General features: G+C 28.4%; 28 protein-coding genes. All 28 read right to left on the reverse strand.

All coding sequences use genetic code 11. The features are described from left to right. Positions 1-327: 327 nt before the first annotated feature. Entirely contained in the window at positions 328-798 is a 471-nt protein-coding gene (locus QZ429_RS05600; protein ID WP_291952692.1) for a DUF5675 family protein, read from the reverse strand. Then, positions 779-1,051: a hypothetical protein gene (locus QZ429_RS05605; RefSeq protein WP_291952694.1), complete on the reverse strand. Its 273-nt coding sequence runs from the start codon at positions 1,049-1,051 to the stop codon at positions 779-781. The genes QZ429_RS05600 and QZ429_RS05605 overlap by 20 nt, the downstream gene beginning before the upstream one ends. A 1-nt stretch (position 1,052) precedes the next feature. After that, positions 1,053-1,403, reverse strand: coding sequence for a hypothetical protein (locus QZ429_RS05610; protein WP_291952696.1), 351 nt, complete (start codon positions 1,401-1,403; stop codon positions 1,053-1,055). A gap of 2 nt (positions 1,404-1,405) precedes the next feature. Further along, complete coding sequence (locus QZ429_RS05615) at positions 1,406-2,038, reverse strand: hypothetical protein (RefSeq protein ID WP_291952698.1); 633 nt, start codon at positions 2,036-2,038, stop codon at positions 1,406-1,408. Positions 2,039-2,052: 14 nt separating this feature from the next. Continuing rightward, positions 2,053-3,087 (reverse strand): hypothetical protein, encoded by a 1,035-nt coding sequence (locus QZ429_RS05620; protein ID WP_291952700.1) that lies wholly within the window; start codon positions 3,085-3,087, stop codon positions 2,053-2,055. Further along, positions 3,084-3,572, reverse strand: a complete 489-nt coding sequence (locus QZ429_RS05625) for a hypothetical protein (RefSeq protein WP_291952702.1) — start codon at positions 3,570-3,572, stop codon at positions 3,084-3,086. Before QZ429_RS05625 ends, QZ429_RS05620 begins: the two co-directional genes overlap by 4 nt. Positions 3,573-3,583: 11 nt before the next feature. Continuing rightward, entirely contained in the window at positions 3,584-4,279 is a 696-nt protein-coding gene (locus tag QZ429_RS05630) for a hypothetical protein (protein WP_291952704.1), read from the reverse strand. Between the two features lie 11 nt (positions 4,280-4,290). Beyond that, positions 4,291-5,001, reverse strand: a complete 711-nt coding sequence (locus QZ429_RS05635) for a DUF2612 domain-containing protein (RefSeq protein WP_291952706.1) — start codon at positions 4,999-5,001, stop codon at positions 4,291-4,293. After that, on the reverse strand, positions 4,998-6,194 hold the full coding sequence (locus QZ429_RS05640) for a baseplate J/gp47 family protein (protein ID WP_291952708.1): 1,197 nt from the start codon (positions 6,192-6,194) through the stop codon (positions 4,998-5,000). Before QZ429_RS05640 ends, QZ429_RS05635 begins: the two co-directional genes overlap by 4 nt. Beyond that, a complete protein-coding gene (locus tag QZ429_RS05645; protein WP_291952709.1) occupies positions 6,187-6,513 on the reverse strand; it encodes a hypothetical protein in 327 nt (108 codons plus the stop codon). The genes QZ429_RS05640 and QZ429_RS05645 overlap by 8 nt, the downstream gene beginning before the upstream one ends. A 5-nt stretch (positions 6,514-6,518) precedes the next feature. Further along, positions 6,519-7,196: a hypothetical protein gene (locus tag QZ429_RS05650; protein ID WP_291952711.1), complete on the reverse strand. Its 678-nt coding sequence runs from the start codon at positions 7,194-7,196 to the stop codon at positions 6,519-6,521. A 1-nt stretch (position 7,197) separates the two neighbouring features. Next, positions 7,198-8,058 (reverse strand): hypothetical protein, encoded by an 861-nt coding sequence (locus tag QZ429_RS05655; protein ID WP_291952713.1) that lies wholly within the window; start codon positions 8,056-8,058, stop codon positions 7,198-7,200. Continuing rightward, a complete protein-coding gene (locus QZ429_RS05660; RefSeq protein WP_291952714.1) occupies positions 8,045-8,380 on the reverse strand; it encodes a hypothetical protein in 336 nt (111 codons plus the stop codon). The genes QZ429_RS05655 and QZ429_RS05660 overlap by 14 nt, the downstream gene beginning before the upstream one ends. A 1-nt stretch (position 8,381) precedes the next feature. Further along, a complete protein-coding gene (locus QZ429_RS05665; protein WP_291952716.1) occupies positions 8,382-8,927 on the reverse strand; it encodes a hypothetical protein in 546 nt (181 codons plus the stop codon). Between the two features lies 1 nt (position 8,928). Continuing rightward, positions 8,929-10,476 carry a hypothetical protein gene (locus QZ429_RS05670; protein ID WP_291952718.1) on the reverse strand — a complete coding sequence of 516 codons (1,548 nt, stop codon included), beginning with the start codon at positions 10,474-10,476 and terminating at the stop codon, positions 8,929-8,931. 192 nt (positions 10,477-10,668) lie between these two features. Further along, complete coding sequence (locus QZ429_RS05675; protein ID WP_291952720.1) at positions 10,669-11,010, reverse strand: hypothetical protein; 342 nt, start codon at positions 11,008-11,010, stop codon at positions 10,669-10,671. Between the two features lie 40 nt (positions 11,011-11,050). Beyond that, positions 11,051-11,464 carry a hypothetical protein gene (locus QZ429_RS05680; protein ID WP_291952721.1) on the reverse strand — a complete coding sequence of 138 codons (414 nt, stop codon included), beginning with the start codon at positions 11,462-11,464 and terminating at the stop codon, positions 11,051-11,053. A 2-nt stretch (positions 11,465-11,466) separates the two neighbouring features. Next, complete coding sequence (locus tag QZ429_RS05685; protein WP_291952723.1) at positions 11,467-13,014, reverse strand: DUF3383 family protein; 1,548 nt, start codon at positions 13,012-13,014, stop codon at positions 11,467-11,469. A 10-nt stretch (positions 13,015-13,024) separates the two neighbouring features. Next, positions 13,025-13,564, reverse strand: coding sequence for a hypothetical protein (locus QZ429_RS05690; RefSeq protein ID WP_291952725.1), 540 nt, complete (start codon positions 13,562-13,564; stop codon positions 13,025-13,027). Beyond that, positions 13,557-13,931: a hypothetical protein gene (locus QZ429_RS05695; protein ID WP_291952727.1), complete on the reverse strand. Its 375-nt coding sequence runs from the start codon at positions 13,929-13,931 to the stop codon at positions 13,557-13,559. Before QZ429_RS05695 ends, QZ429_RS05690 begins: the two co-directional genes overlap by 8 nt. Continuing rightward, positions 13,928-14,383 carry a hypothetical protein gene (locus QZ429_RS05700; RefSeq protein WP_291952728.1) on the reverse strand — a complete coding sequence of 152 codons (456 nt, stop codon included), beginning with the start codon at positions 14,381-14,383 and terminating at the stop codon, positions 13,928-13,930. The genes QZ429_RS05695 and QZ429_RS05700 overlap by 4 nt, the downstream gene beginning before the upstream one ends. 9 nt (positions 14,384-14,392) lie before the next feature. Continuing rightward, entirely contained in the window at positions 14,393-14,896 is a 504-nt protein-coding gene (locus tag QZ429_RS05705; protein WP_291952730.1) for a DUF4054 domain-containing protein, read from the reverse strand. A gap of 1 nt (position 14,897) precedes the next feature. Continuing rightward, positions 14,898-15,155: a hypothetical protein gene (locus QZ429_RS05710; RefSeq protein ID WP_291952733.1), complete on the reverse strand. Its 258-nt coding sequence runs from the start codon at positions 15,153-15,155 to the stop codon at positions 14,898-14,900. Further along, positions 15,155-15,466 (reverse strand): hypothetical protein, encoded by a 312-nt coding sequence (locus QZ429_RS05715; protein ID WP_291952735.1) that lies wholly within the window; start codon positions 15,464-15,466, stop codon positions 15,155-15,157. Before QZ429_RS05715 ends, QZ429_RS05710 begins: the two co-directional genes overlap by 1 nt. Positions 15,467-15,475: 9 nt before the next feature. Beyond that, positions 15,476-16,492: a hypothetical protein gene (locus QZ429_RS05720; RefSeq protein WP_291952737.1), complete on the reverse strand. Its 1,017-nt coding sequence runs from the start codon at positions 16,490-16,492 to the stop codon at positions 15,476-15,478. 19 nt (positions 16,493-16,511) lie between these two features. Beyond that, on the reverse strand, positions 16,512-17,003 hold the full coding sequence (locus QZ429_RS05725) for a hypothetical protein (protein ID WP_291952739.1): 492 nt from the start codon (positions 17,001-17,003) through the stop codon (positions 16,512-16,514). Between the two features lie 11 nt (positions 17,004-17,014). Continuing rightward, positions 17,015-18,256, reverse strand: a complete 1,242-nt coding sequence (locus tag QZ429_RS05730) for a DUF2213 domain-containing protein (protein WP_291952741.1) — start codon at positions 18,254-18,256, stop codon at positions 17,015-17,017. Positions 18,257-18,425: 169 nt separating this feature from the next. Continuing rightward, entirely contained in the window at positions 18,426-18,815 is a 390-nt protein-coding gene (locus tag QZ429_RS05735; RefSeq protein ID WP_291952743.1) for a hypothetical protein, read from the reverse strand. Positions 18,816-19,156 lie beyond the last annotated feature (341 nt).

Below are 19,156 nucleotides of genomic sequence, written 5' to 3' on the forward strand. Positions count from 1 at the left end.
TTTCACTATCTTTATGCAAAGAAGTTAATCTTAAATTATCATTTTTAATCTTAAGTTTATCATTTTCATTTAAAAAATAAAAATTGCTTAAGATTAAAAAAATGATAATTAATGTTTTTAAATTAATTAAATTTGCAAAAAAATTCAATTGATTAATCTTTATTCTTTTTTAACTCGTTTTTTAACTCATTAAACTCTTTTTCCATTTTATCTATCAACCTTGCTTCTATTATTTTTGCTAATGAAAAATCCTAAAACCACACCCGCTGCAACTAAACTTGTGTAAATTGTTAGTGTTATTAACATTATTTTACTCCTTATAAAAAATTAAAAGTTATTAATTATTTCTAATTTAATCTTATAAAGATCTTTTTTATACATTAAATCATAAAATTTTTTGCAAGCTAAACGACTTTGTTTAACGCTTTCTTTTTCTTTTTCAAGTCCTAATAGAATACAACCTTTTGTGTCTTCATCTGTATTTCCCCAATGTATAAGTATTCTTCTATTTAAAGGTACAACATCATTAAACACATTTATAACACTATCATCATCGTTTAATACTTTAATACCTGATACTACTTTTTTACCAGATTCATTAAAGGAAGAAAAAATATGTCTATCTAAATTATATATTCCAGATGGTATCCTTAAATCTTTATTACTTTCAATTCCTTCTAAATCTTCTTCTAATGTGTAACAAATAAATTCTTCTTTTTCATTCTCATCAACTTTAAATAATGATCCTATGCAACAAGTTTTATTTAATTCTTCACGTTTAATTATTAATTTTTTCATTTTTTAACTCCTCTTGTGATAATGGAAAATGTTTTCTTTTTAATTCGTTTTTATAAGCTTTTTCACAATGATTTTGTGTCTGCCATAAAAATAAAAAATCTATAAAATTCATAGCATATTTAGCATACCAGTATTTTTTTGACAACCTATAGCTCCTACTGCTTATGGTCTCATCTGGATATCCATTAAATAAAGCGTTAAAAAGTTGATCGATAGCAACCGCTAAATTGTAAAAATAGTTCTTAATTTTCATTTTAATCTACTTTATTTTTATGAGTTATCAGCTTTACGTCTAAAACGTTTTTTTCAATACATTCAAGCTTATCATAAGTCTTATTGCAGTGGCTTTCTATAAACTTAAGCATAATTTCATTGCTATCTTTATAAGCTTGCAGTTGTGCTTTTGAAAGATTGATGTTTTCACAAATTAAAGAATTTGTTTCTTTGGTGCAAGCAGTCAATTCTTTAACTTTTTCCTGATTTTCAATGTTAATTTTTTTGTATAAATGTATCAATATGAAACCTAAACATAAAATTAATAAAACTAATAATGTATTTAATGGTAAAGCAGCGATATCGCTAGCAGTTTTTACATAAGAATCCAATTTCAACTCCATTTAATTTTGTTTAACTCTTCTTTAGTAATTGCAGTTTTAATCTTATCTTCTAAGTCTTGTCTTTTTCCCATAAGTGTTGCAACTCCTAATGCGTATCTATCAGCTTTTTCGATACACTTATCACACAACGTTTTTAAAGATATGTTTCTTGTAGTAGCTATGATTTTCATCATAGGGCATAGACTTTCATTTTTATAACCACTATCTTTAAAAGCTCGTGCTTCCTTCTCTTGTCTTTCAAAAGTGACTATTTCTTCTGGCGGGACTATATCTATTAGCATTTTATTAATATCATTTGAAAATTTGTTTGCTATTTCTATAAACATTATAGATTTTAATTCATTTAAAAGTTCATCATTTTCTAAAGCGATATTAAGATATTGCTTTAATAAATCAAATTGATTACTATTTAAACAATATTCTTTAATTAGTTTAGTAGCTTCATCAATTTCATCTTTTGTAATATCGTCAATATAAAAGATATTGTATTCCTTAGATTTTTCTTTATCAATTGTTAATGGTCTATTTAAAATAGCTAATTTAGAATTAACTTCTATAGCCCACTTAATTACATTTAAACTTAAATTTCCTTGACTTGTTAATGTTTTTTTGCTTATTAACATTTTAATTTCCTTTATTAATTATTTACTGATATAAAACCACTAGGAGTAAATTGTCCTGGTGTTTGAGAATACTTAGTAGCACAACTTCCAATTATTTGTAAAGCACCATTATAAACTATCGCATTATTAACACGAATACCAGCTTTATAAGTTCCCTCTATAGCACTACCAGTGTTCCAAAATGTAAATGCGGCATTAGTTGCAGTAGAGAATTGCATTGCGACAGCTTGTTTTTTATTTACATCATTAGTTTTAAACTTTATATTTCCGTGTAGCAATATAGTTGAAGCACTAAATGACATATCAGCGTATTCACTACCATCAGCTGGAAGTTCTAAAGATTCTAAACTTATATCATCGAAAAGTACATTAGATAATTCACCAGCTATACACCCCACACCTTTACTTTTTAAGACCATTTGACTAATAAGAACTGAAGCTCTTTCAATATATATTATACTATTACAAGAAGTTTCACATTCAAATGTTATGTTTGATATAGAAACATTTGAACATCTACTAATGAGTATACCCCACACACCCCATCCAGTGCTATTTAAATTAACTTTTACAATAGTATTTTTATCGTTTTCTCCAGTTATAAGTATTGTATTTGATATAGAGCTAATAATACATCTACTTGTTATAGTATATCCATCTTTTATTGTTAGTGTAATCTCATAACCACTAACATACTTTTGTGCTTCATTTATAGCGTCTTGTAAGTTATCATAATCACCACCTGGACCTACGCTAAAATTTATATTTTTAGTTAAAGTCTTAGCTCCGTTTTCATTAAGTGAAGCTATAGATTCCTTAATTGTGTTAATATCTTTTGAATTTTCAATAACATCACTAGTTACATCATAGAAAAGTTGATTGTATTGCTTAAATTTTAATTGAATTCCATTTTGTTTTTTAGGTTTTGCATATAAAGGCGTATGCCCTTTTTCAAAACTAATACCGCCATCACTTTGCATTTCTAAAGGAATCGGAGTTTTTAATCCAGTATTTGCAAAAGGAATGCTTAATTTTCTTTCTAAACTCATAAAATCCCCTTATCATTTAAAATAAAATCAATTCTTTCAATACTCTCAGCATTATCAATATCATCTTTTAATTTTCTAAGTTCTAAAGCGTTGTTATAACCAACTTCAATCATCATTTTTGTCAATTTTGTCAATTTTGAGTGTGTTAATTTTACAATTTCATTATCACGTGTGATGATGTCATATTCTTTTCTTTCTAATTTTAAAAGTTCCAAAAATACCTTAACACTTTTTTCATTAAAATCATAAATATGATCTTCAAAATTAATAAAATCTTTATTTTTTTGATAAAATAAGCTAGCTTTTGATTTACTTGTAGCTTTATATTTTGAAAGCGATGGCATTAATAGTTCTTTAGCTTTTTCGTCGCTAATTTCCATCAAATTTTTTGCTATATATAATCTATCAGTTCCTTTTTCAAAGAAAAAAACATTATTTTTTTCGTCTTTAAAATAAGTATCTTGTTTTAAAATATCATTTTTCATAAAAATCCTTTTCATCGTAATTCACTCCAGTAGTATAAATAATTTTCAGTTCTAACTTCATAAGTGAATCCACTAGGAACTATAAAAGTGAAATTACCTCTTTCATATTTATAACCAAAATCTTCATACCTAAGTGCTATAATTCCATTTATATAAATTTCAAAAGGCCAATTGCCATTCCTATCCCCGGCGGTTATGATAACTAGAATCGGCTTATTTGTAGTATTTGTATAAACGACGTTAGCTTGTCGTTGATTAGTCAAAACTTGATAATTTTGCAGAAAACCTAAACCCACGCCGCCAACCGAATTTAAATAAGCAAGTCGCACTAAATCATTAGCATCAACCGGGTTATTTATGCACTTAGGAGTTTGATTAAATGTTTTTATAGAATTTATAGCTTGATTCGTGTTTGTAGTTACAAAATTAACTTTTTCGCTATCATAAATAGCTTTATCTAATTTTGCATTTACACTTTCAATACTCGGCATTCTAGCTTTTAAATCAAGCAAGATACTTGTTATGATATTGATTATTTTGTTGAAAGGAAGGCGTTCTACAAAAAGCCCATCGTTTTCAGGTTCATCTTCATATCTATAAGTGAAACCTGTAAGCCAACTTAATCTAGCTTTAGCGTCCGCCTCGTAAGGAAAATCTTCAACATCTCCCTGGCTTGCAAAAGGTGCATTAATAGTATCTAAATTCATTTTTTTCCTTTTTAATCTATTTCATTCCAATCTACAAAATTTGTTTCATAAAAATTACCTAACATAGTTTCATTCCACTCCTCATCATCAGTTTCAAAACCAAAGTAATAATTAGATTCTACTTTAAAAATAGCACCCACGCCGGCGGGTCGTGGTAAAACATCTCTTTTTGTTAAAAAATAATTAAGCCATACTGGAATTTCTTCACTAAAATAATAAGTTATAAAACTCATATCATTGGTATCACTTATGCTTAATCCACCATAATCTGAGAAAAATTTATCTAAAAAATTATTAGTGTTTTTTATGGACGGAAAAATAAATTGTTTTTGTAGTAAAAATAAAAGCATTTTTCTAAATCCAAAATCATCTAATCTAAAATAATCCGGTTTATTTTTATTAAAAAATAATAATTTGTCAAAATTCTTATCTTTAAAATTAAAATAATTGTAATTTTTGCTATCGGCTTTTATAGGTAAATATCTATTTATTCCTAATAACACCCCCCATAAATCTAAGCAATCGCCCTTAGCATTCCATAAAAAAAGATTATCATTTACAAGTGACAATAAAGCGTTAAAAAAAAACTTTTTTTTAATTTCAATAATTCCTTTTAACAATTCTTCGATATTCGTTCCACAATATTGTGCCTGGATTTGTTTAAGAATATTTTCATATTCGCTTAAATAATCATTAAAGCAATTCTCATCATACAATTTCATTCGACTACAACTTTAATATCATATTTGCTTATTACAGCAGTTTCATTTAATTTTAATTGAATACTTTCATATCCAACATCTCCACTTTTTAAACCAAATTTAACATCTTTTATATAAAAACTTGTCAATTGTTGATCTAAATTTTTAGACAAAGAAGGTTGTGTTATAAGCTCCCCGATCTTTAATTCATTAACATATCTTATTAAATTATCCTTAATCGTGCTCTCATAATTGCTCGGCGGCTCTTGTTGCTTTTGAAGTGTTATTTCAGCTTTTAATGCTACTTCAGTAGGTCTATAAAATTTGAATTCGTAATCAGTGTTATTATAATTTATTTTTACAACTTGATCACCAACCATACCACATCCAGTAGCTCTTGATTCAAAAATAGCATTTGCAATTTCCTCTTTTTCTCCACCTTCTACTACTATACAAATTGAATGCGGGGTTAATTCCACTCCATTAATCGTAACGGGCTTATCAGTATAATTTTCCGCACCATCAACTTTTATAGTGCCTTGCACTTGAAAAACGTTGCTTAAGATACTCTTAAAACTTGCACTTTTTGAAGTGCTACCAAAATTTACACATCTGTTAAAAAGTTGAAAATCACTTTCTTTTAATGTAGCAGCAAAAGCACCATCGTTATTATTAACTCTTTCGACGCCTTCTACAATAGTTACAATTTGAGTAATTGTATTTGAATTTGCTACAAAATCATTTATTTCGGTGCAATAAAATAAAACATCTATACTCCCACCCTCGGGGATATCAACTGCTTTTGAAATTTTAAAATTATACTCTCCGTTTGAAATTACAAAATCTTCGGGGACTTTTGTATTCGGAACGCCTTGTATCGTTATTAAAACACTCGATGGAATCCCTTCTTTTCTAACTACTCTAAATAGATTCCACGCCCAAAGATCTAAAAAATAACCATTTCCACCTAAAAAGAAGGCATTAGCTAAATTTTCTAAAAATGAGATGCTAGCTAAATCCACTTGAGTTAAACTAGTTATAATCTGTCCCTGTGGAGTTGATGGATCTACGTTTATACCAGGAAAAACTTTTTTAAAGAGTTCATTGTAAGAATCAAGAATTTCGTCTTTATATTTAAATTCTAATTGTTGAGAGTCTTTATTAAAACTCCATAAATTAGTATTTTTTGCTAAAGCGTCATCAATCTTAAACATTCAAAACCCCTTCACTTGTATCTAAAACTAATCTTATATTAAGCTTACCACCTTCAAAATCCACTGCAATTTCATTAATCGCTTTAATCCTAACATCTTCCAAAATGCGTTCGCTTATAACATTAGTTAAAAATGATTTATTATTAAAACTAGCAACTTCATACCAGTTGATTCCCATTTCAAGATTAAAAGGATACTCTTTTTTAAACATCAAAAGTAAATTTTTAATATCTTGAATTATAGCTTTTTCTTTATTCAAAAGCAAAAAATTATAGTTAAACATTAAGTTATTTTTTGAATCAAGTTGCAAAGTTGTCATTTTTTTTAATCCTTAAATAAACTATCTAAACTGCCACCCCATTTTGAGAAACTACCTATACTACCCGGGGCCGTGGTGCTAGAATGCCCGTGCCCGTCTGGTGCAGTATCGCCCCCTGCCATAGCTTCTAATAATCCAGCTAATTCTTTCAATTTACTTTTTAAAGTTGTGTTTTCGCTTTCTAGTGTTAATAGCTTTCCTTTAAAAATACCTATCTCATCATTGTTGAATTCCATTTTACAAGTTTTTTTGTCATTTTGTATTAAAAAATTAACATCAGCATTATTTAAGCTAGTGTATAAGCTTAAAGGAATATAAATACTATCATTCTCATCTTTAAAGCGACGTGTATTATTTAACCCCTCTTTTCCAGTTTCTTTATAAGATGAAATATCATTTTGTATTACAATCGCAAGCCCTATATCATTAATCTTTAATTTAAATTGAGTTTGCCAGTTTTGAGAATATGAAAATCCGACCATAACATTATTTAAAATCAAAACCTCTTCTTCATAATTTTGCTTTAAAAGAGGCTTAATGCTTATTTTGTTATTTTCAATACCAACTATTTTGCATAAAAAAGCAGTTTTTATATATTTTAGATTATCATCAATCAAATTTTGGATGGACGCCCCTAAATCTGTGTTTTGTCCTGTTTGTAATAGATTTTTGTATTCACTCATTTTATTTAACCCTTCTTAACACTAAATCACTAAACCAGCCATCGCCGGAATTAGAACCCCTGTGTTTAATTTCATTAATTATATAAATGCCATCGTAATCTTTTAAAACTTTATTTTTTAATTTAATATGCCTTCCGGCCTTTAAATTAATGTTTAAAATACTTGTAGCGTTGCAACCTAACATAGTTGGCTTAATTCTACCTACTAAACCAGTTTCATAGCTTAATTCTTGTGTATTGACAATTTCTCCGTTTTCTTTAAGTAACACATTTAAGATTTCTCCAGTTTCATTTATAAAGATATGCAAATCATCAAAATAGCTTCTAAGTTTTTCAATTAGTTGAAAGGGCGTGCCTAAGAAACTAAAATCATTTATAAATCTGTTTGCTATGTTTTTGTCATAAAATAATTGCATTTTATTTTTTGTAGCACATTCATTACAAATATTCTTAAATTCTATGTTTCCTTTTAAGCTAGTTTTTATTGAATTTTTACTTAAATTGTTTGCGATACCACCAATAACTTTTAAAGTCGCTCGTGTATCACCACCATTAAAATCACAATCAACTTCAATAATGTTGCCACTTACCAAAAGTCCTAAATTTCCTAAATAACCAACTTCTAAACTAATTTTATTTCTTTTGAATTTACCAAAAGGGCTTACACTTGAAGCTAAATACTGCATATCATCAATATTTAAATTATAAATAGTTATATTACCATTAGCAAAAGCACCACACATACCATTAGTAATATCAAATTCTATTTTTAAGCTCGTGTCATCATAATTTAACTCTTTATAAGTTTTTATGGTATCGTTAATTTGTATTTGTAATCTCCAAATTCGCTTAAAAACTGCCATAGTATAACCTTAAATCATTATTAAAATTTTCAAAATTAAGATTATTTGTTTTTTTATGATAATTTGCTATGAAAAAAAATGCACCTTTTTTAAAACTACTATAAAAATTAAGATTAATATTTGAGATATTAACCGGGGCTTGTTGAGTTATAATCTCATTATTTAATTTTATATTAATTCTTGTTTGCTTTTGAATAAACGTTCTAATATCAATTATAAAATTATTATTTTCAATAAAAACATCAAAATTATGATTCGGCTCGGCTTTTAATTCTATTTCATACAAAGTTTTAAAAATATCTATATTCTCAATTATAAGCATTCTAAAATCCTAAACTTTTTAAGCCTTGATAAGCGGTTGATGATTTTTCAATTTTTTGTGGATTTTTACTGCCACTTTCAATCTTTTTACTATATCCAACATTACTTGCATTTTTGTAATTTTCAACTAAAGCCTTAACCAAAATAACCTCTTGCAATGTTATATTAAAATGAGTCGCACCTATCATATTAGAATTCAAATCTCTTGCATATGATGAGATTTTTAAATTTTTGTAGATAATGTTATACATAGAATTTAAAGTGAAAAAATCTCCACTCAATTGTGCTCTATTTAAATTAATTTCAAATAATTTAATATCTCTTTCTTTAACATAAACCCTTACATTTAATCTCTTAGGTAATCGATAAGTGGTATCCCCTCGATAATTATTGTCATCACAAGGAAAAGTCGGATTTATAAAATCTTGTTGTTCATTAACTTCAACTATTCTACATTTAAGATTTTCTAAAGATTTTCCAAAACTTAACTTCATAGGAGATGTTTTTAATAAAAAAAAGCTTAAAGTGTTAATTGCTAAACTTAACATATTATAAAGCCCCCCGTTGTTGCCTTTGTGCATTAATAGAATTTATTAAAGCTTCATTAGTTCTATTCGCTAACTGCACTGGAGTAGCACTGCTTATATTTTGATTAATGTTATTGTTAATATTATAAACACTTGAAGAGTTTGATATATTTTGATCTGGAATAGCAGGAGTTTGTAAAGTTTGAATTTTTTTATCATCATCGCCTGAAAACCAATTCATAGGATTTATTTTTTCAATAATATTCCCACCTATATCTGATATGCTATCTTTTAGACTTGTTAGTTGATTCTTAAGCCCGTCGAAACTAAAATTATTTATAATATCTAAAATACTTTCAAAAACGTCTTTAATGCTATCTACTATTATTTTTAAAGGTTTTAATAAAATTGACAAAGAAGGAAATTTTTCTAATAAATAATCAACTATCTTGCTAATTCCTTCAAAAGGCATTTTTATAACGTTTATCAATAAATTACCTATTGATTTTAACATATTTTTAAAATTTTCCCAACTAGGTTCTTTTAAAAAATCAATAATTTTGCTAAAAATTTCATAAATACCTAAAACCAAAGGCCTTAAGGGCTCGATTATGTATTTTAAAACAGGAAATTTTTTAACTAATTCTCCAGTAGCACTATTCCAACCATTAAAATAATAATACAAATCTTCAAAAACAATAGCAATAGCGGTTATTACTGCTATGATGGCATAAAAAGGAGCGAATGCAGCTACGCTTGCTATAGCCATTTTACCTAAAACCACCAAAAAAGGACTTAACGCTATAGCTAATGCAGCAAAAAATGCGATAACAAGTTGCTTATGCTTTCTAACAAAATCAATAAATTTTGTAAAAAGCTCCACCACCTTAGTTATTATTGGTAAAAAAAGCCGTGCGATTTCTCTTGTTAAAACGCTAAACATATCTTTTAAATCTAAAATGGCATTATTGAAATTATCACTGATTTTAACGTCGTCTTCGGTTATAGTTCCTAAATCTTTTTGCTTTTGTATTAATTTTTCTAAACTTTTACCACCATCGCTAAAAGCCCTTATCATACTATCACTTAAACCTAATTGTCTTCCGATAGTTACACGAGTTTGTCGGTCCATTTTTCCCATTTGCTTACTTAAGCTTAATAAGGCTTTTTCACTTCCTTTTGAAGTATCCACCCACACGCCGTATTTTTTAGCAACTTCAATTAAAGCCCCGCCTCCGAATTTTGCTTCTTGCATAGCAGTATTTAAGCTATCCATCGAAGATATCACATCTTGAGTATTTCCACCGAATCTTTTTAAGGCATTTCCCATAGCATAAACGTTAGAAATATTTCCACCAGTTAAAGCTAGTGAATTATTTAATTGAGAGTTAAATTCAGCAAAACCCTTAATAACATCTTTAAAAATAGAATAGGTAAAATAAGTTGAAACTATACCACCAAAAACTTTTCCAAAAGACTTAAGGTTGTTTTCACTTTGCTTAAGCCCGTTGTCAAGTGGCTTCGAATCTAAACCAAAAACTATTTTAAACTGCTTAATGATATCTTCCAACTTATTTAACCTTATTTTTTTTATTCAACTCTTCATATTCTAAAGCTTTGTTTAAACTATTAATGTAATGTATTTTGAAAGTATTCACGGCATCTTCTATATCCATATCCATAATACTCCTCCAGCTACCTACATTAAAGCTAATTAACCCAACTACCAAATTATCATCATCTTGTTTGATGTAAGTTTTTTTTACCTTGCTAAGTGTTGGTAGCTCGGCAAGGCGTTTAAAAAAGCACCTACGTATTCCATAAAATTCTTAGAAATTTCGATTATGGCCATAGGATTATCGTTAAAAATTAAATCTAAGGTTGCAAGAGGCGGGGCTTTATGTTCCATCCCCGCCGAATCTTTTAAACATAGATATTTTAAACAAAGTGAATCATTAATAGAATTTGCATATTCAATATCCTTAGGACTTGCATTATCTCTTGCAAGAATAAACATAGAATTCTTAATTTTTAATGCGTCTTGAGTTGTAACCCTTTCAAAATAATAAGTTACATCACCTAACTTAAATTCATTATTTTGCATATTTTATCCTTTTTTTTAAATAATCTTAGCACAAAAAATATTAAAAAACATTTCCAAATTTGAAATTAAATGTTATAGGTTGGACTTTTTGATTTCCTAAATGCATCGCAGGTTTAGCAGATGTTAAAACACCCGGACCATAAGTTGAAATTTTTCCATTATTTGTTACGATAATCGTAGCTTCATTTAACGCCCCATTAGCTTGCGAATTTAAAATTCCTTGCAAGATTTCGGCGGCTTTACTTGCACCGCTTAAAGTAAAAGAAGTTTCGATTATACTTCTCATACAAAAACCATTAACATAACCATCAGGAGTTAATTCAGCGTCGGCCGTTTGCCTGTCATTAACATTAAAAATATCACTCTCCGGATCAAAATTATCCACTTTTATAGGTAAAGCACCTATGGCAACAACAATGCTAGCATTTAAAGTCGAAATATCATTAAAATTCATTTTTAAGCTCCTAAAATATAGTTATTAATTATGATTTTCTTAACTGGAGTGTTCGCAACGTAAGCATTTATAATGGTTAATTCTCTTTTTTGAGTATTTATATCTTTAATTGTATAAAAATAACCTATGTTTTCAAGTTGATTAATAACCTTATCAACATTATCCACCAGCTTACTAAAATTACTTATTACAACTTGTTCTTCAGTATTTGTTAATTTAGCTCCTACAGCGATAATGTTAGCATTAACAGCTTTTGAGAAAACATCATTTAAATAACTTAAAACTATAGCTTGCGAATTCTTATCTCTAAGGCCGATTAAAGCTTGTGCCTTAAACATATTATAGAGTGAAATTTGCAAGTTAAATTTTAAAAATGAGTTACAAATATAAACGTTTATGTTATCTGTCAAACCTCCTAAAATAGTCCCATCCATATATATAGTATCGTCCTGTCCTAAAACACCAAATTTGCAAGGGGCATTCGCTTTGTTAGATTTTAACCCTTCATAGTGTAATTTTTCTACAATAGCATTTAATTGGAATTCGGTTGTGTCGTTAAAAGCGATATTGTAATTTCCATTAGCTTTACTTAAATCCATAGCGCTTATTAATGCAGCGACTAAACCATTTTGATAATCTTTTGTTTTAAAATCAATAATTAAGCCATCATAAGCTTCGTAAGGTTTTGTAACACCGCTATCAATTGTTAATAAAGCTTTATTACTCCAACTATATAAACCAGCATACCTGCTATTACTATTTTTCAAAAAAGTTCCAAAAGCTTTTAAGTTAGCTTCAAGTTCGCTAGTTTCAAATTCAAAATTTGGAGTTATCAAATAATAATTTCCATTATTAACGTTAATTTCATTTAAAACACTAGCAAAATCATTAACAGCAGCTTCACCAGTAATTAACTCGGCCCCCTCGTCTAAAGTTAATCCTAATTTTGAATGAATATCTATACCACTATCTGGAGTGCTTAAAAAATCAATAGTTTCACCCTGTCCAGCCTGTCCGCTTTTTACAATGAATCCCATTGTTATACTAGAATAAGTAACTTTCGCACTAGTAAAAGCTATATTAGAAGATTGACTTGATACGGACGTGATTGCAGTTTGTAATTTAGTTGCAACATCAGCAAAAGAAGTTGCTTTAGTTAAATTCACATTAACGTCGGCACTATTTTTGCCTATAGTAATTTTAAAATTACCATTAAGCAACTTAATATCACTTAACGATGGTGCCTTTCCACCTTTTATTAAAGCCGGTTTTGCTTCTTTATTCCAGGTATAAATATGCAGCATATCCGCCTTAGTTGCATTTTTGCTACTAAAACCAAAATACATACCAGCAAATTTAGCAAGATTGCTATTAGCACCAAAAATTTTATTCGTTGTTTGTAAATCAAAAGTTCTTAAAAATTTCTTTTGCGGTAGGGCGTCATCATAAGGCTCTATGACAATAGTGTTTAATTTTCCTATTGAGAACGTATCTTTTGCACCTACTGAAACTATATCTATTATAGCATCTATTGGAAGTGCTGAACTCATCTAAACTCCTTTATAAAAATAAATTTTCAATTTCAACTTTTTCAAATAAATTAACACTCTCAATAATGCTTTCAAGTGTTATAATTTTGAATTCGAAAGTTGCTCTGTTCGCAAACAATTTATTATATTGTTCGCAGCTAAATGAAATTTGAGAGTAACAAGGTAAGATCTGAGAATTCAATTTTTCTAAATACTCTACAACTTCATAAGACTTAAGCCATTCCCTTATTTTAATAGCTTCTTTTTCAACTTCAATATAATTTAAGTTAGGAGCATTAACTTTGTAAATATCAACTTGATAAGTGTTTTGAATTAAACTAGACTCCTCCAAATTACCTAAATTATTGTTTAAAATTAAAGGCGTTGATATTTTTTTATAATCCTTAAATTGACTAGTAACAACTTCACTTAAAATTGGAGTTAAAACTATACTACCTTTTTCTAAATTAGCAGTAAGGTTAGTTCCACCGATTATAACATCATAATTAGTAATAAGATTTTCATTATTTAGCGGCTTAAATAATTTAAAAAGATTTTCACTGCTAAACATCATCAACCCTTTCTAAGGCACCGATTACCATTATCCACCCATTAGAACTCCAATCTTCTTTGCTAAAAACTCCAAAAGTTTGATTCTTGTAGATAATTTTGCTATCAATTTTTTTTAAGCTATTTAAAACATTAGCTAAATTACCTATGATAAAGAATTTGTAATAATTTTGACTATCAAGAGTCGCATTCGTAATTTTGTTAAGCTCTGATGGATTAACCGGTTGCACGCATGCAAAACTTTCAACTTCTAAAATAAATTCATTAGGAAAACCATCAATATTTTCAATATGCTTATTTAAAATCTTAATGTTTTCTTTAGGAATTAAATTAAAAATACTTGGTAAAGCTTCATTTAATAAATTCATCGTTCAACCACCTTAAAATTAACGGATGCTCTCATAAAACCAGTATCGATTAAAGGCTTACTGCTCTTTTTGATTTTAATTGTTAATTCTGAATTCGGAGGCGTATTCATTTGCATAATGCTAGCAACGATATCCCCTCTTGCTACCTCTCCGACTTGATTAAGACTAAGAGTTACATTACTATTGCTTAAAAATTGATTTTTAAAAATATCCAGCCACTTAACTTTATTTTTATAAATTGCAGTTCTAAAAAACGGGCGTGCAGGTATTTTCAAATTTCCATACTCTTGCAACTTTGCTACACTAGCAACGCTTTTACCATTTTCATATTTAGCAGTTTCAAAAAATCCAACTTCTAATCTTTGCTTATTTTTTGTTAATAAATTATCTAATTTTTTATCAACTTCTGAGATTAAGTTAAAATTGTTAAAACCTTTAATTTCCGACTTCATAGCATAACCTTAATTGACAATTGTTAATCCTGCTTGCCTTGATAACCACGCTAAATACATTTTACCATAAGGCGTAAGACTCATCCAGTAAGTGAATTCATTTCCTTTGCTAGAATAAGGACTTGCTTGATAGCTTATATTAACATCTCCAACAGCACTACTTGCAATTAAGCCGTCTGATGGCAGGATATTAATTGATTTTGAAAAACCGCTTAAGACTAAATAATGTGCTATTAATAGCAAAAAATGCCTTAATTCATATTTTTTTTCTAAATCTAAATTTTTATATTCCAAAAAATCACATTTTACCTGTTCTACAATAGTTAAGAAAAAATTAATACTTTCTTCAGTTGAGAATAAAGGTTTAAACTCTTGGAAATTATTTAAAAAATCTTGCAAAAGAGTAGGATAAGAAAAAAAATAAAATAATTTATATTTATTTAAAAAAAGCTTATTGACATCTTTTTTGCTTAAAGCAATTTTAATTATTTTATCTTTTCCTACCTTAACCATTTTATTCCTTAATTAAGAAAATCTTACCATTGTTTTTTTCATCTTCGCTTAATTTTTCATAATCAATTTGACTAAAAATTAAACTATCATTATTTTTGTTAATGTTAAAAATATCAAGCTTAATAATTGCTTCATTCAACTCTTTAATTTTGTTTTCTAAATCTAAAATACTTTGAGTTTGCGATTCTATAGAAGTTTCTAGCTTCACAACTTTATCTTCTAAAGCCTTAACTCTTGCTTCTAAAGCTTGATCTGGCATTAAGATACCTCGCTTATTGAAACTTGTGTTTTATTAGAATTTGAGTTTTTTGTTTTTTCCTGCTTATTTTTAACATTTTGTAAAGTATCATCAACGTTTCTTTGATTATACTTATTATCATCAGATACAACAACAAAACCCTCATCAATCATTTGTGAAAAAGACGGATATTGATTAATCAATTCTTTATAATCATCTTTATCAACTTGATTTAAGAAACAACCCCCTTTTAAAGAGATTGTTTTAAAAACACCGCCTTGTCTTCTTAAAGGAAAATCAATGCCAGCTAAATTTTTAATAACTACAATCATAAATAATCCTTAAATATTTGTATATCTCATAACAAAAAGCGGTTTATAAATAAGTGTTCCTAATGTTCCAGCCGCCATCGCTTGTGAATATCCAAAATAACTTAATTCAGTGTTACTCATTAAAGCTAACTCGCTATAACCTATTTTTGAAGTAGGTAAAACACCGCCGGCTTGATTACTTCCTATGAAATAAATTACATTTTGATTGTTATTAGCATTGTCAAGTTCAACAGCAGGCACGAATTCTATACCAGGGAAAGTATTTTTTATTTCAGTAAAAACGTTAATACCTAAAGCGGTTCTTTTGCTTAATAAATATGAAAAAGCTCGATTACTTACAGCACATTTAACTTTACTTTCATTGGTAATATGTCCCCCGCTCTTTGCACCTAATTTTTCATAAGCACCAGCAAAAAATGCTAGAATTTCCTCCCACGTCATTGCTTGGAAAGTTTTGCTTGCAGTTTCATAATTATCCAATTGAGGATTATTCAAAAGTCCAAAACATAAAAAGCCATTGCCACTATTTTCCAAATATCCATCAAAAGCAGTTCTATTTAATTCAACAGCCATAGCTTCGGTTACAGCACCTAAAATTAAATCGCTATAATTGATTTTAGCTTTTGCAACTTTTGCAGCTTTTAAATTTTCATATCTATAAGCACAAGTGAATCTATAGTGAGAAACTCTATTAAAATCGATATTCATACCAGCATACACCGGCATCACATTATCACTATAAGGCGTAGTAACTCCAGTTTTTTCAACTAAAGGAGTCCAATAATCCTCTGTTTCCCAATCTATAAGTTTTTCCTTATCCCCTAAAATTTTTTCAGCATTTCTAGCATTAACGATATTGCTAACGACTTCAGTGCTAATTTGACTTAAAATACCAGCAGGCATTCCAATATTTTGTGAAGTGAAAGTAGGTTGTGCGTCCCTAAATTGCATAAAATTAGTAGAGTTATCAATATTGAAATAACCATTTGCATTAAGTTCAAACGCTAATTCTTTTGAGATTGACATTTTTATTCCTTTTTTTAAATTATAAATCTGTAGTGATTGCAACCACGCCGGCTTCAGTTTTAGAATTTCCTATAAGCACTCTAAATTTTGTCAAAGTATAACCGGATTTAGTGGCATTATCATCAAATGCTATAGCACCAGTATCATTCTTTAAAAATACATATTGTCCTTTTTTTGCTACTTGACTCTCAGCACCAACAACAATGGTCCCAACGCTTAAATACTCTACGTTGTTATTTTGTGGGAAAGTTGTAGTGGCTTCATTGCAGCTTGAAATAAATGTGTTTTTTGTAGCAACTCCTAAAATAGTCCCTGTTATAGCTTTTCCACTAGCACCTATAATCTCATTTTCATTAGTAGGATTTGCTTTAGTTTGCACGAAACCACCAGCTTTAACATTAGCATCAGCAGTGTAACCCCACCACGTGCTACAATTATTATGGTAGCCTTTTAAAATATCCCCGGGGCTTCCTAAAGCAAGTTTAGCATAAGATTTTTTTTGAAAATTCATTTTAAAACTCCTTATTTTTTTCTTAATTTATCAAAAATTTCTTTTTCTTTGTTATTCATAGAAATTTTGCTATCCATAATAAAATGCTTTTGAGTTTTTTGTTCTAAAGCAAGTTCGAAAGCCGTTTTTGCGTCCAACGTTTTTAATAATGTTTTTCCAGTTAGATTCTCATAACCAAATTGATACAACTCAGATTCGTTTTTTCCTGTGTAATCGAAATTATAACCTACAGCGTCTTTAATCTTATTATAAGTATCGCTTATTTTTTTGCTTTTTTGAAACATTCTATCTTCAAAAGATTCTAGTTTCTTTTCTACAACCTCTTCAACTACTTCGGAAATAACACCAGCTAAATCATCAATATCGATTTTTTCTTTTTCTACAACCTCTTCGTCTTTTGTTTCCTTATCATCATCTTCAACTTTTTCAGCACTCTCATCATCAACTTTTGAAGCCTCGCTAGGTTTATATGCAAGTTTTTCAGCAAGTTCAACTATAGTTTTTTCTCTTTCCTCTTCTCCACCTTCAAAATCATCAGCAGGCTTATTTGCTATAGCCATAATTTCACTAATAATTTTTCTTTTATCCTCGTCCGCTATATCAACTTTATCATCTTCATTTTCTTTAGTAGTATCCTCATCAAGCATTTTTTTGAATTTGCTTAAAAGACTATCTTTGAAACTTTTTTTCATACTTAAAAACTCCTTTACTTTTTGAATTTTATCTTCGATTTTTAAATCCGGACCGCTTCGGCCCTCTTCAACTACAGCTAAATGATTAACACATTTGATATTTTGCACGTATTCGTAATTAGTGCCATTAAATATACCATTAGATTTTTTAATTTCAGCAGTGTATCCAGGGGATAGTTCTACGTTTTTTCCTTTTTCTATAGCATCTATCAGATCTGGATTGTAGATTATAAGGTCTGCTCTTAGCATTAAGTTTTCTTTGTCAATAGTTATGATGCTACCAATAGCACCATCTGCCTTGTTATCCTCTTCTCCGACCCAAAAATGGTCGTATTTTATAGGTTTATTAGCAAAACTATCTTTAATCTTAATTAAATTGTCAAAAGGTCTAAAAACTTTAACAATTTTATCATAATCAGCATTAACATTGTTTTCAACTTCGCTTAACAAATAATCGAAAACGCCGCCTTTTGCAATAGGATTATCTTTGATGATTAAAAAACCATTATCGTCTTTTTCTCTTTTTGAAACATTTTTGTCTTCAATCTTAAGAGTAAGCATTTTTTTTGCACCTTAATTTAAAAAATCTATAAATAAAATTATAGATTAATTTTAAATTAAAGTCAAAAATCGTTCATAATGCAATACTTAGCATTAAAATCATCAGTGTGTATTTTTATAATTCCTATGCTTAGTATAATGAAAAACGTTATGTAAAATAGTTTTTTGCTCATTTTGATTCTACATCTCGTTTAATATTATTAAATCTTTGATTCGCCCAAATCACTATATCAGATGTCGGATCATTGATAGAAAAAGTTTCACAAAACAATTCATTAGTTTTTACACCTTCGCACTCATCATCCGAATTCTCATCATAATCATAATAAGCATATTCTACAATAGAAGCTTCGATATTATCATTTGGTAAAATGCATAATTTTAAATAATACTCTACAGATATCAACCCTCCATCTTCAACATCTTTCATTTCATAGCTTAACCCTAAGATTCCTTCATCTTCAACATTTCTAAAATATCCTGCTAAGATATTTTCAACTCTAAAAGCTTTAACCTTAACCACTTCACTAGTAGATTTTATATTGTAATTGAATTTCATTTTGTATCCTTTATTTGTTTAATTTAGATAATTATATTATTTTTTTTACAATTGTCAAGTATTTTTGAAAAAATAATATATTTCTTAAATCTTACTTAATTTAAGTTTCAACAATTTTTTTAAAGTATAAACACGGGATTTTTTGAAACAAAAGCCCATTTTTCCACTTTAAGCTTTCTAGCAAATTTTAGTATTCACGTTGGAAAAAATCTCCAATTTTGAATTTAATACCTTTATAAACAAAATCTTTTTTAATTTCAAAAGTATCTATGTATTTATTATACTTAGTTTTAACCTTTCCTCTTTTAACTCTAAACATAAAGCCTCTTCTCATATAATCA

The organism is Campylobacter sp. (assembly GCF_020024835.1).
Lineage (GTDB): Bacteria > Campylobacterota > Campylobacteria > Campylobacterales > Campylobacteraceae > Campylobacter_D.

Coding starts and splice junctions, on each gene's coding strand:
- QZ429_RS05695 (WP_291952727.1), bottom strand. CDS start 13,931: ATGAATTTATTAAATGAAGCTTTACCAAGTATTTTTAATTTAATTCCT.
- QZ429_RS05650 (WP_291952711.1), bottom strand. CDS start 7,196: ATGAGTGAATACAAAAATCTATTACAAACAGGACAAAACACAGATTTA.
- QZ429_RS05630 (WP_291952704.1), bottom strand. CDS start 4,279: ATGAATTTAGATACTATTAATGCACCTTTTGCAAGCCAGGGAGATGTT.
- QZ429_RS05690 (WP_291952725.1), bottom strand. CDS start 13,564: ATGTTTAGCAGTGAAAATCTTTTTAAATTATTTAAGCCGCTAAATAAT.
- QZ429_RS05685 (WP_291952723.1), bottom strand. CDS start 13,014: ATGAGTTCAGCACTTCCAATAGATGCTATAATAGATATAGTTTCAGTA.
- QZ429_RS05615 (WP_291952698.1), bottom strand. CDS start 2,038: ATGTTAATAAGCAAAAAAACATTAACAAGTCAAGGAAATTTAAGTTTA.
- QZ429_RS05605 (WP_291952694.1), bottom strand. CDS start 1,051: ATGAAAATTAAGAACTATTTTTACAATTTAGCGGTTGCTATCGATCAA.
- QZ429_RS05665 (WP_291952716.1), bottom strand. CDS start 8,927: ATGTTAAGTTTAGCAATTAACACTTTAAGCTTTTTTTTATTAAAAACA.
- QZ429_RS05600 (WP_291952692.1), bottom strand. CDS start 798: ATGAAAAAATTAATAATTAAACGTGAAGAATTAAATAAAACTTGTTGC.
- QZ429_RS05735 (WP_291952743.1), bottom strand. CDS start 18,815: ATGAAATTCAATTACAATATAAAATCTACTAGTGAAGTGGTTAAGGTT.
- QZ429_RS05675 (WP_291952720.1), bottom strand. CDS start 11,010: ATGCAAAATAATGAATTTAAGTTAGGTGATGTAACTTATTATTTTGAA.
- QZ429_RS05710 (WP_291952733.1), bottom strand. CDS start 15,155: ATGCCAGATCAAGCTTTAGAAGCAAGAGTTAAGGCTTTAGAAGATAAA.
- QZ429_RS05720 (WP_291952737.1), bottom strand. CDS start 16,492: ATGTCAATCTCAAAAGAATTAGCGTTTGAACTTAATGCAAATGGTTAT.
- QZ429_RS05645 (WP_291952709.1), bottom strand. CDS start 6,513: ATGACAACTTTGCAACTTGATTCAAAAAATAACTTAATGTTTAACTAT.
- QZ429_RS05705 (WP_291952730.1), bottom strand. CDS start 14,896: ATGGTTAAGGTAGGAAAAGATAAAATAATTAAAATTGCTTTAAGCAAA.
- QZ429_RS05625 (WP_291952702.1), bottom strand. CDS start 3,572: ATGAAAAATGATATTTTAAAACAAGATACTTATTTTAAAGACGAAAAA.
- QZ429_RS05680 (WP_291952721.1), bottom strand. CDS start 11,464: ATGAATTTTAATGATATTTCGACTTTAAATGCTAGCATTGTTGTTGCC.
- QZ429_RS05655 (WP_291952713.1), bottom strand. CDS start 8,058: ATGGCAGTTTTTAAGCGAATTTGGAGATTACAAATACAAATTAACGAT.
- QZ429_RS05635 (WP_291952706.1), bottom strand. CDS start 5,001: ATGAAATTGTATGATGAGAATTGCTTTAATGATTATTTAAGCGAATAT.
- QZ429_RS05640 (WP_291952708.1), bottom strand. CDS start 6,194: ATGTTTAAGATTGATGACGCTTTAGCAAAAAATACTAATTTATGGAGT.
- QZ429_RS05700 (WP_291952728.1), bottom strand. CDS start 14,383: ATGAAGTCGGAAATTAAAGGTTTTAACAATTTTAACTTAATCTCAGAA.
- QZ429_RS05730 (WP_291952741.1), bottom strand. CDS start 18,256: ATGCTTACTCTTAAGATTGAAGACAAAAATGTTTCAAAAAGAGAAAAA.
- QZ429_RS05620 (WP_291952700.1), bottom strand. CDS start 3,087: ATGAGTTTAGAAAGAAAATTAAGCATTCCTTTTGCAAATACTGGATTA.
- QZ429_RS05660 (WP_291952714.1), bottom strand. CDS start 8,380: ATGCTTATAATTGAGAATATAGATATTTTTAAAACTTTGTATGAAATA.
- QZ429_RS05715 (WP_291952735.1), bottom strand. CDS start 15,466: ATGATTGTAGTTATTAAAAATTTAGCTGGCATTGATTTTCCTTTAAGA.
- QZ429_RS05725 (WP_291952739.1), bottom strand. CDS start 17,003: ATGAATTTTCAAAAAAAATCTTATGCTAAACTTGCTTTAGGAAGCCCC.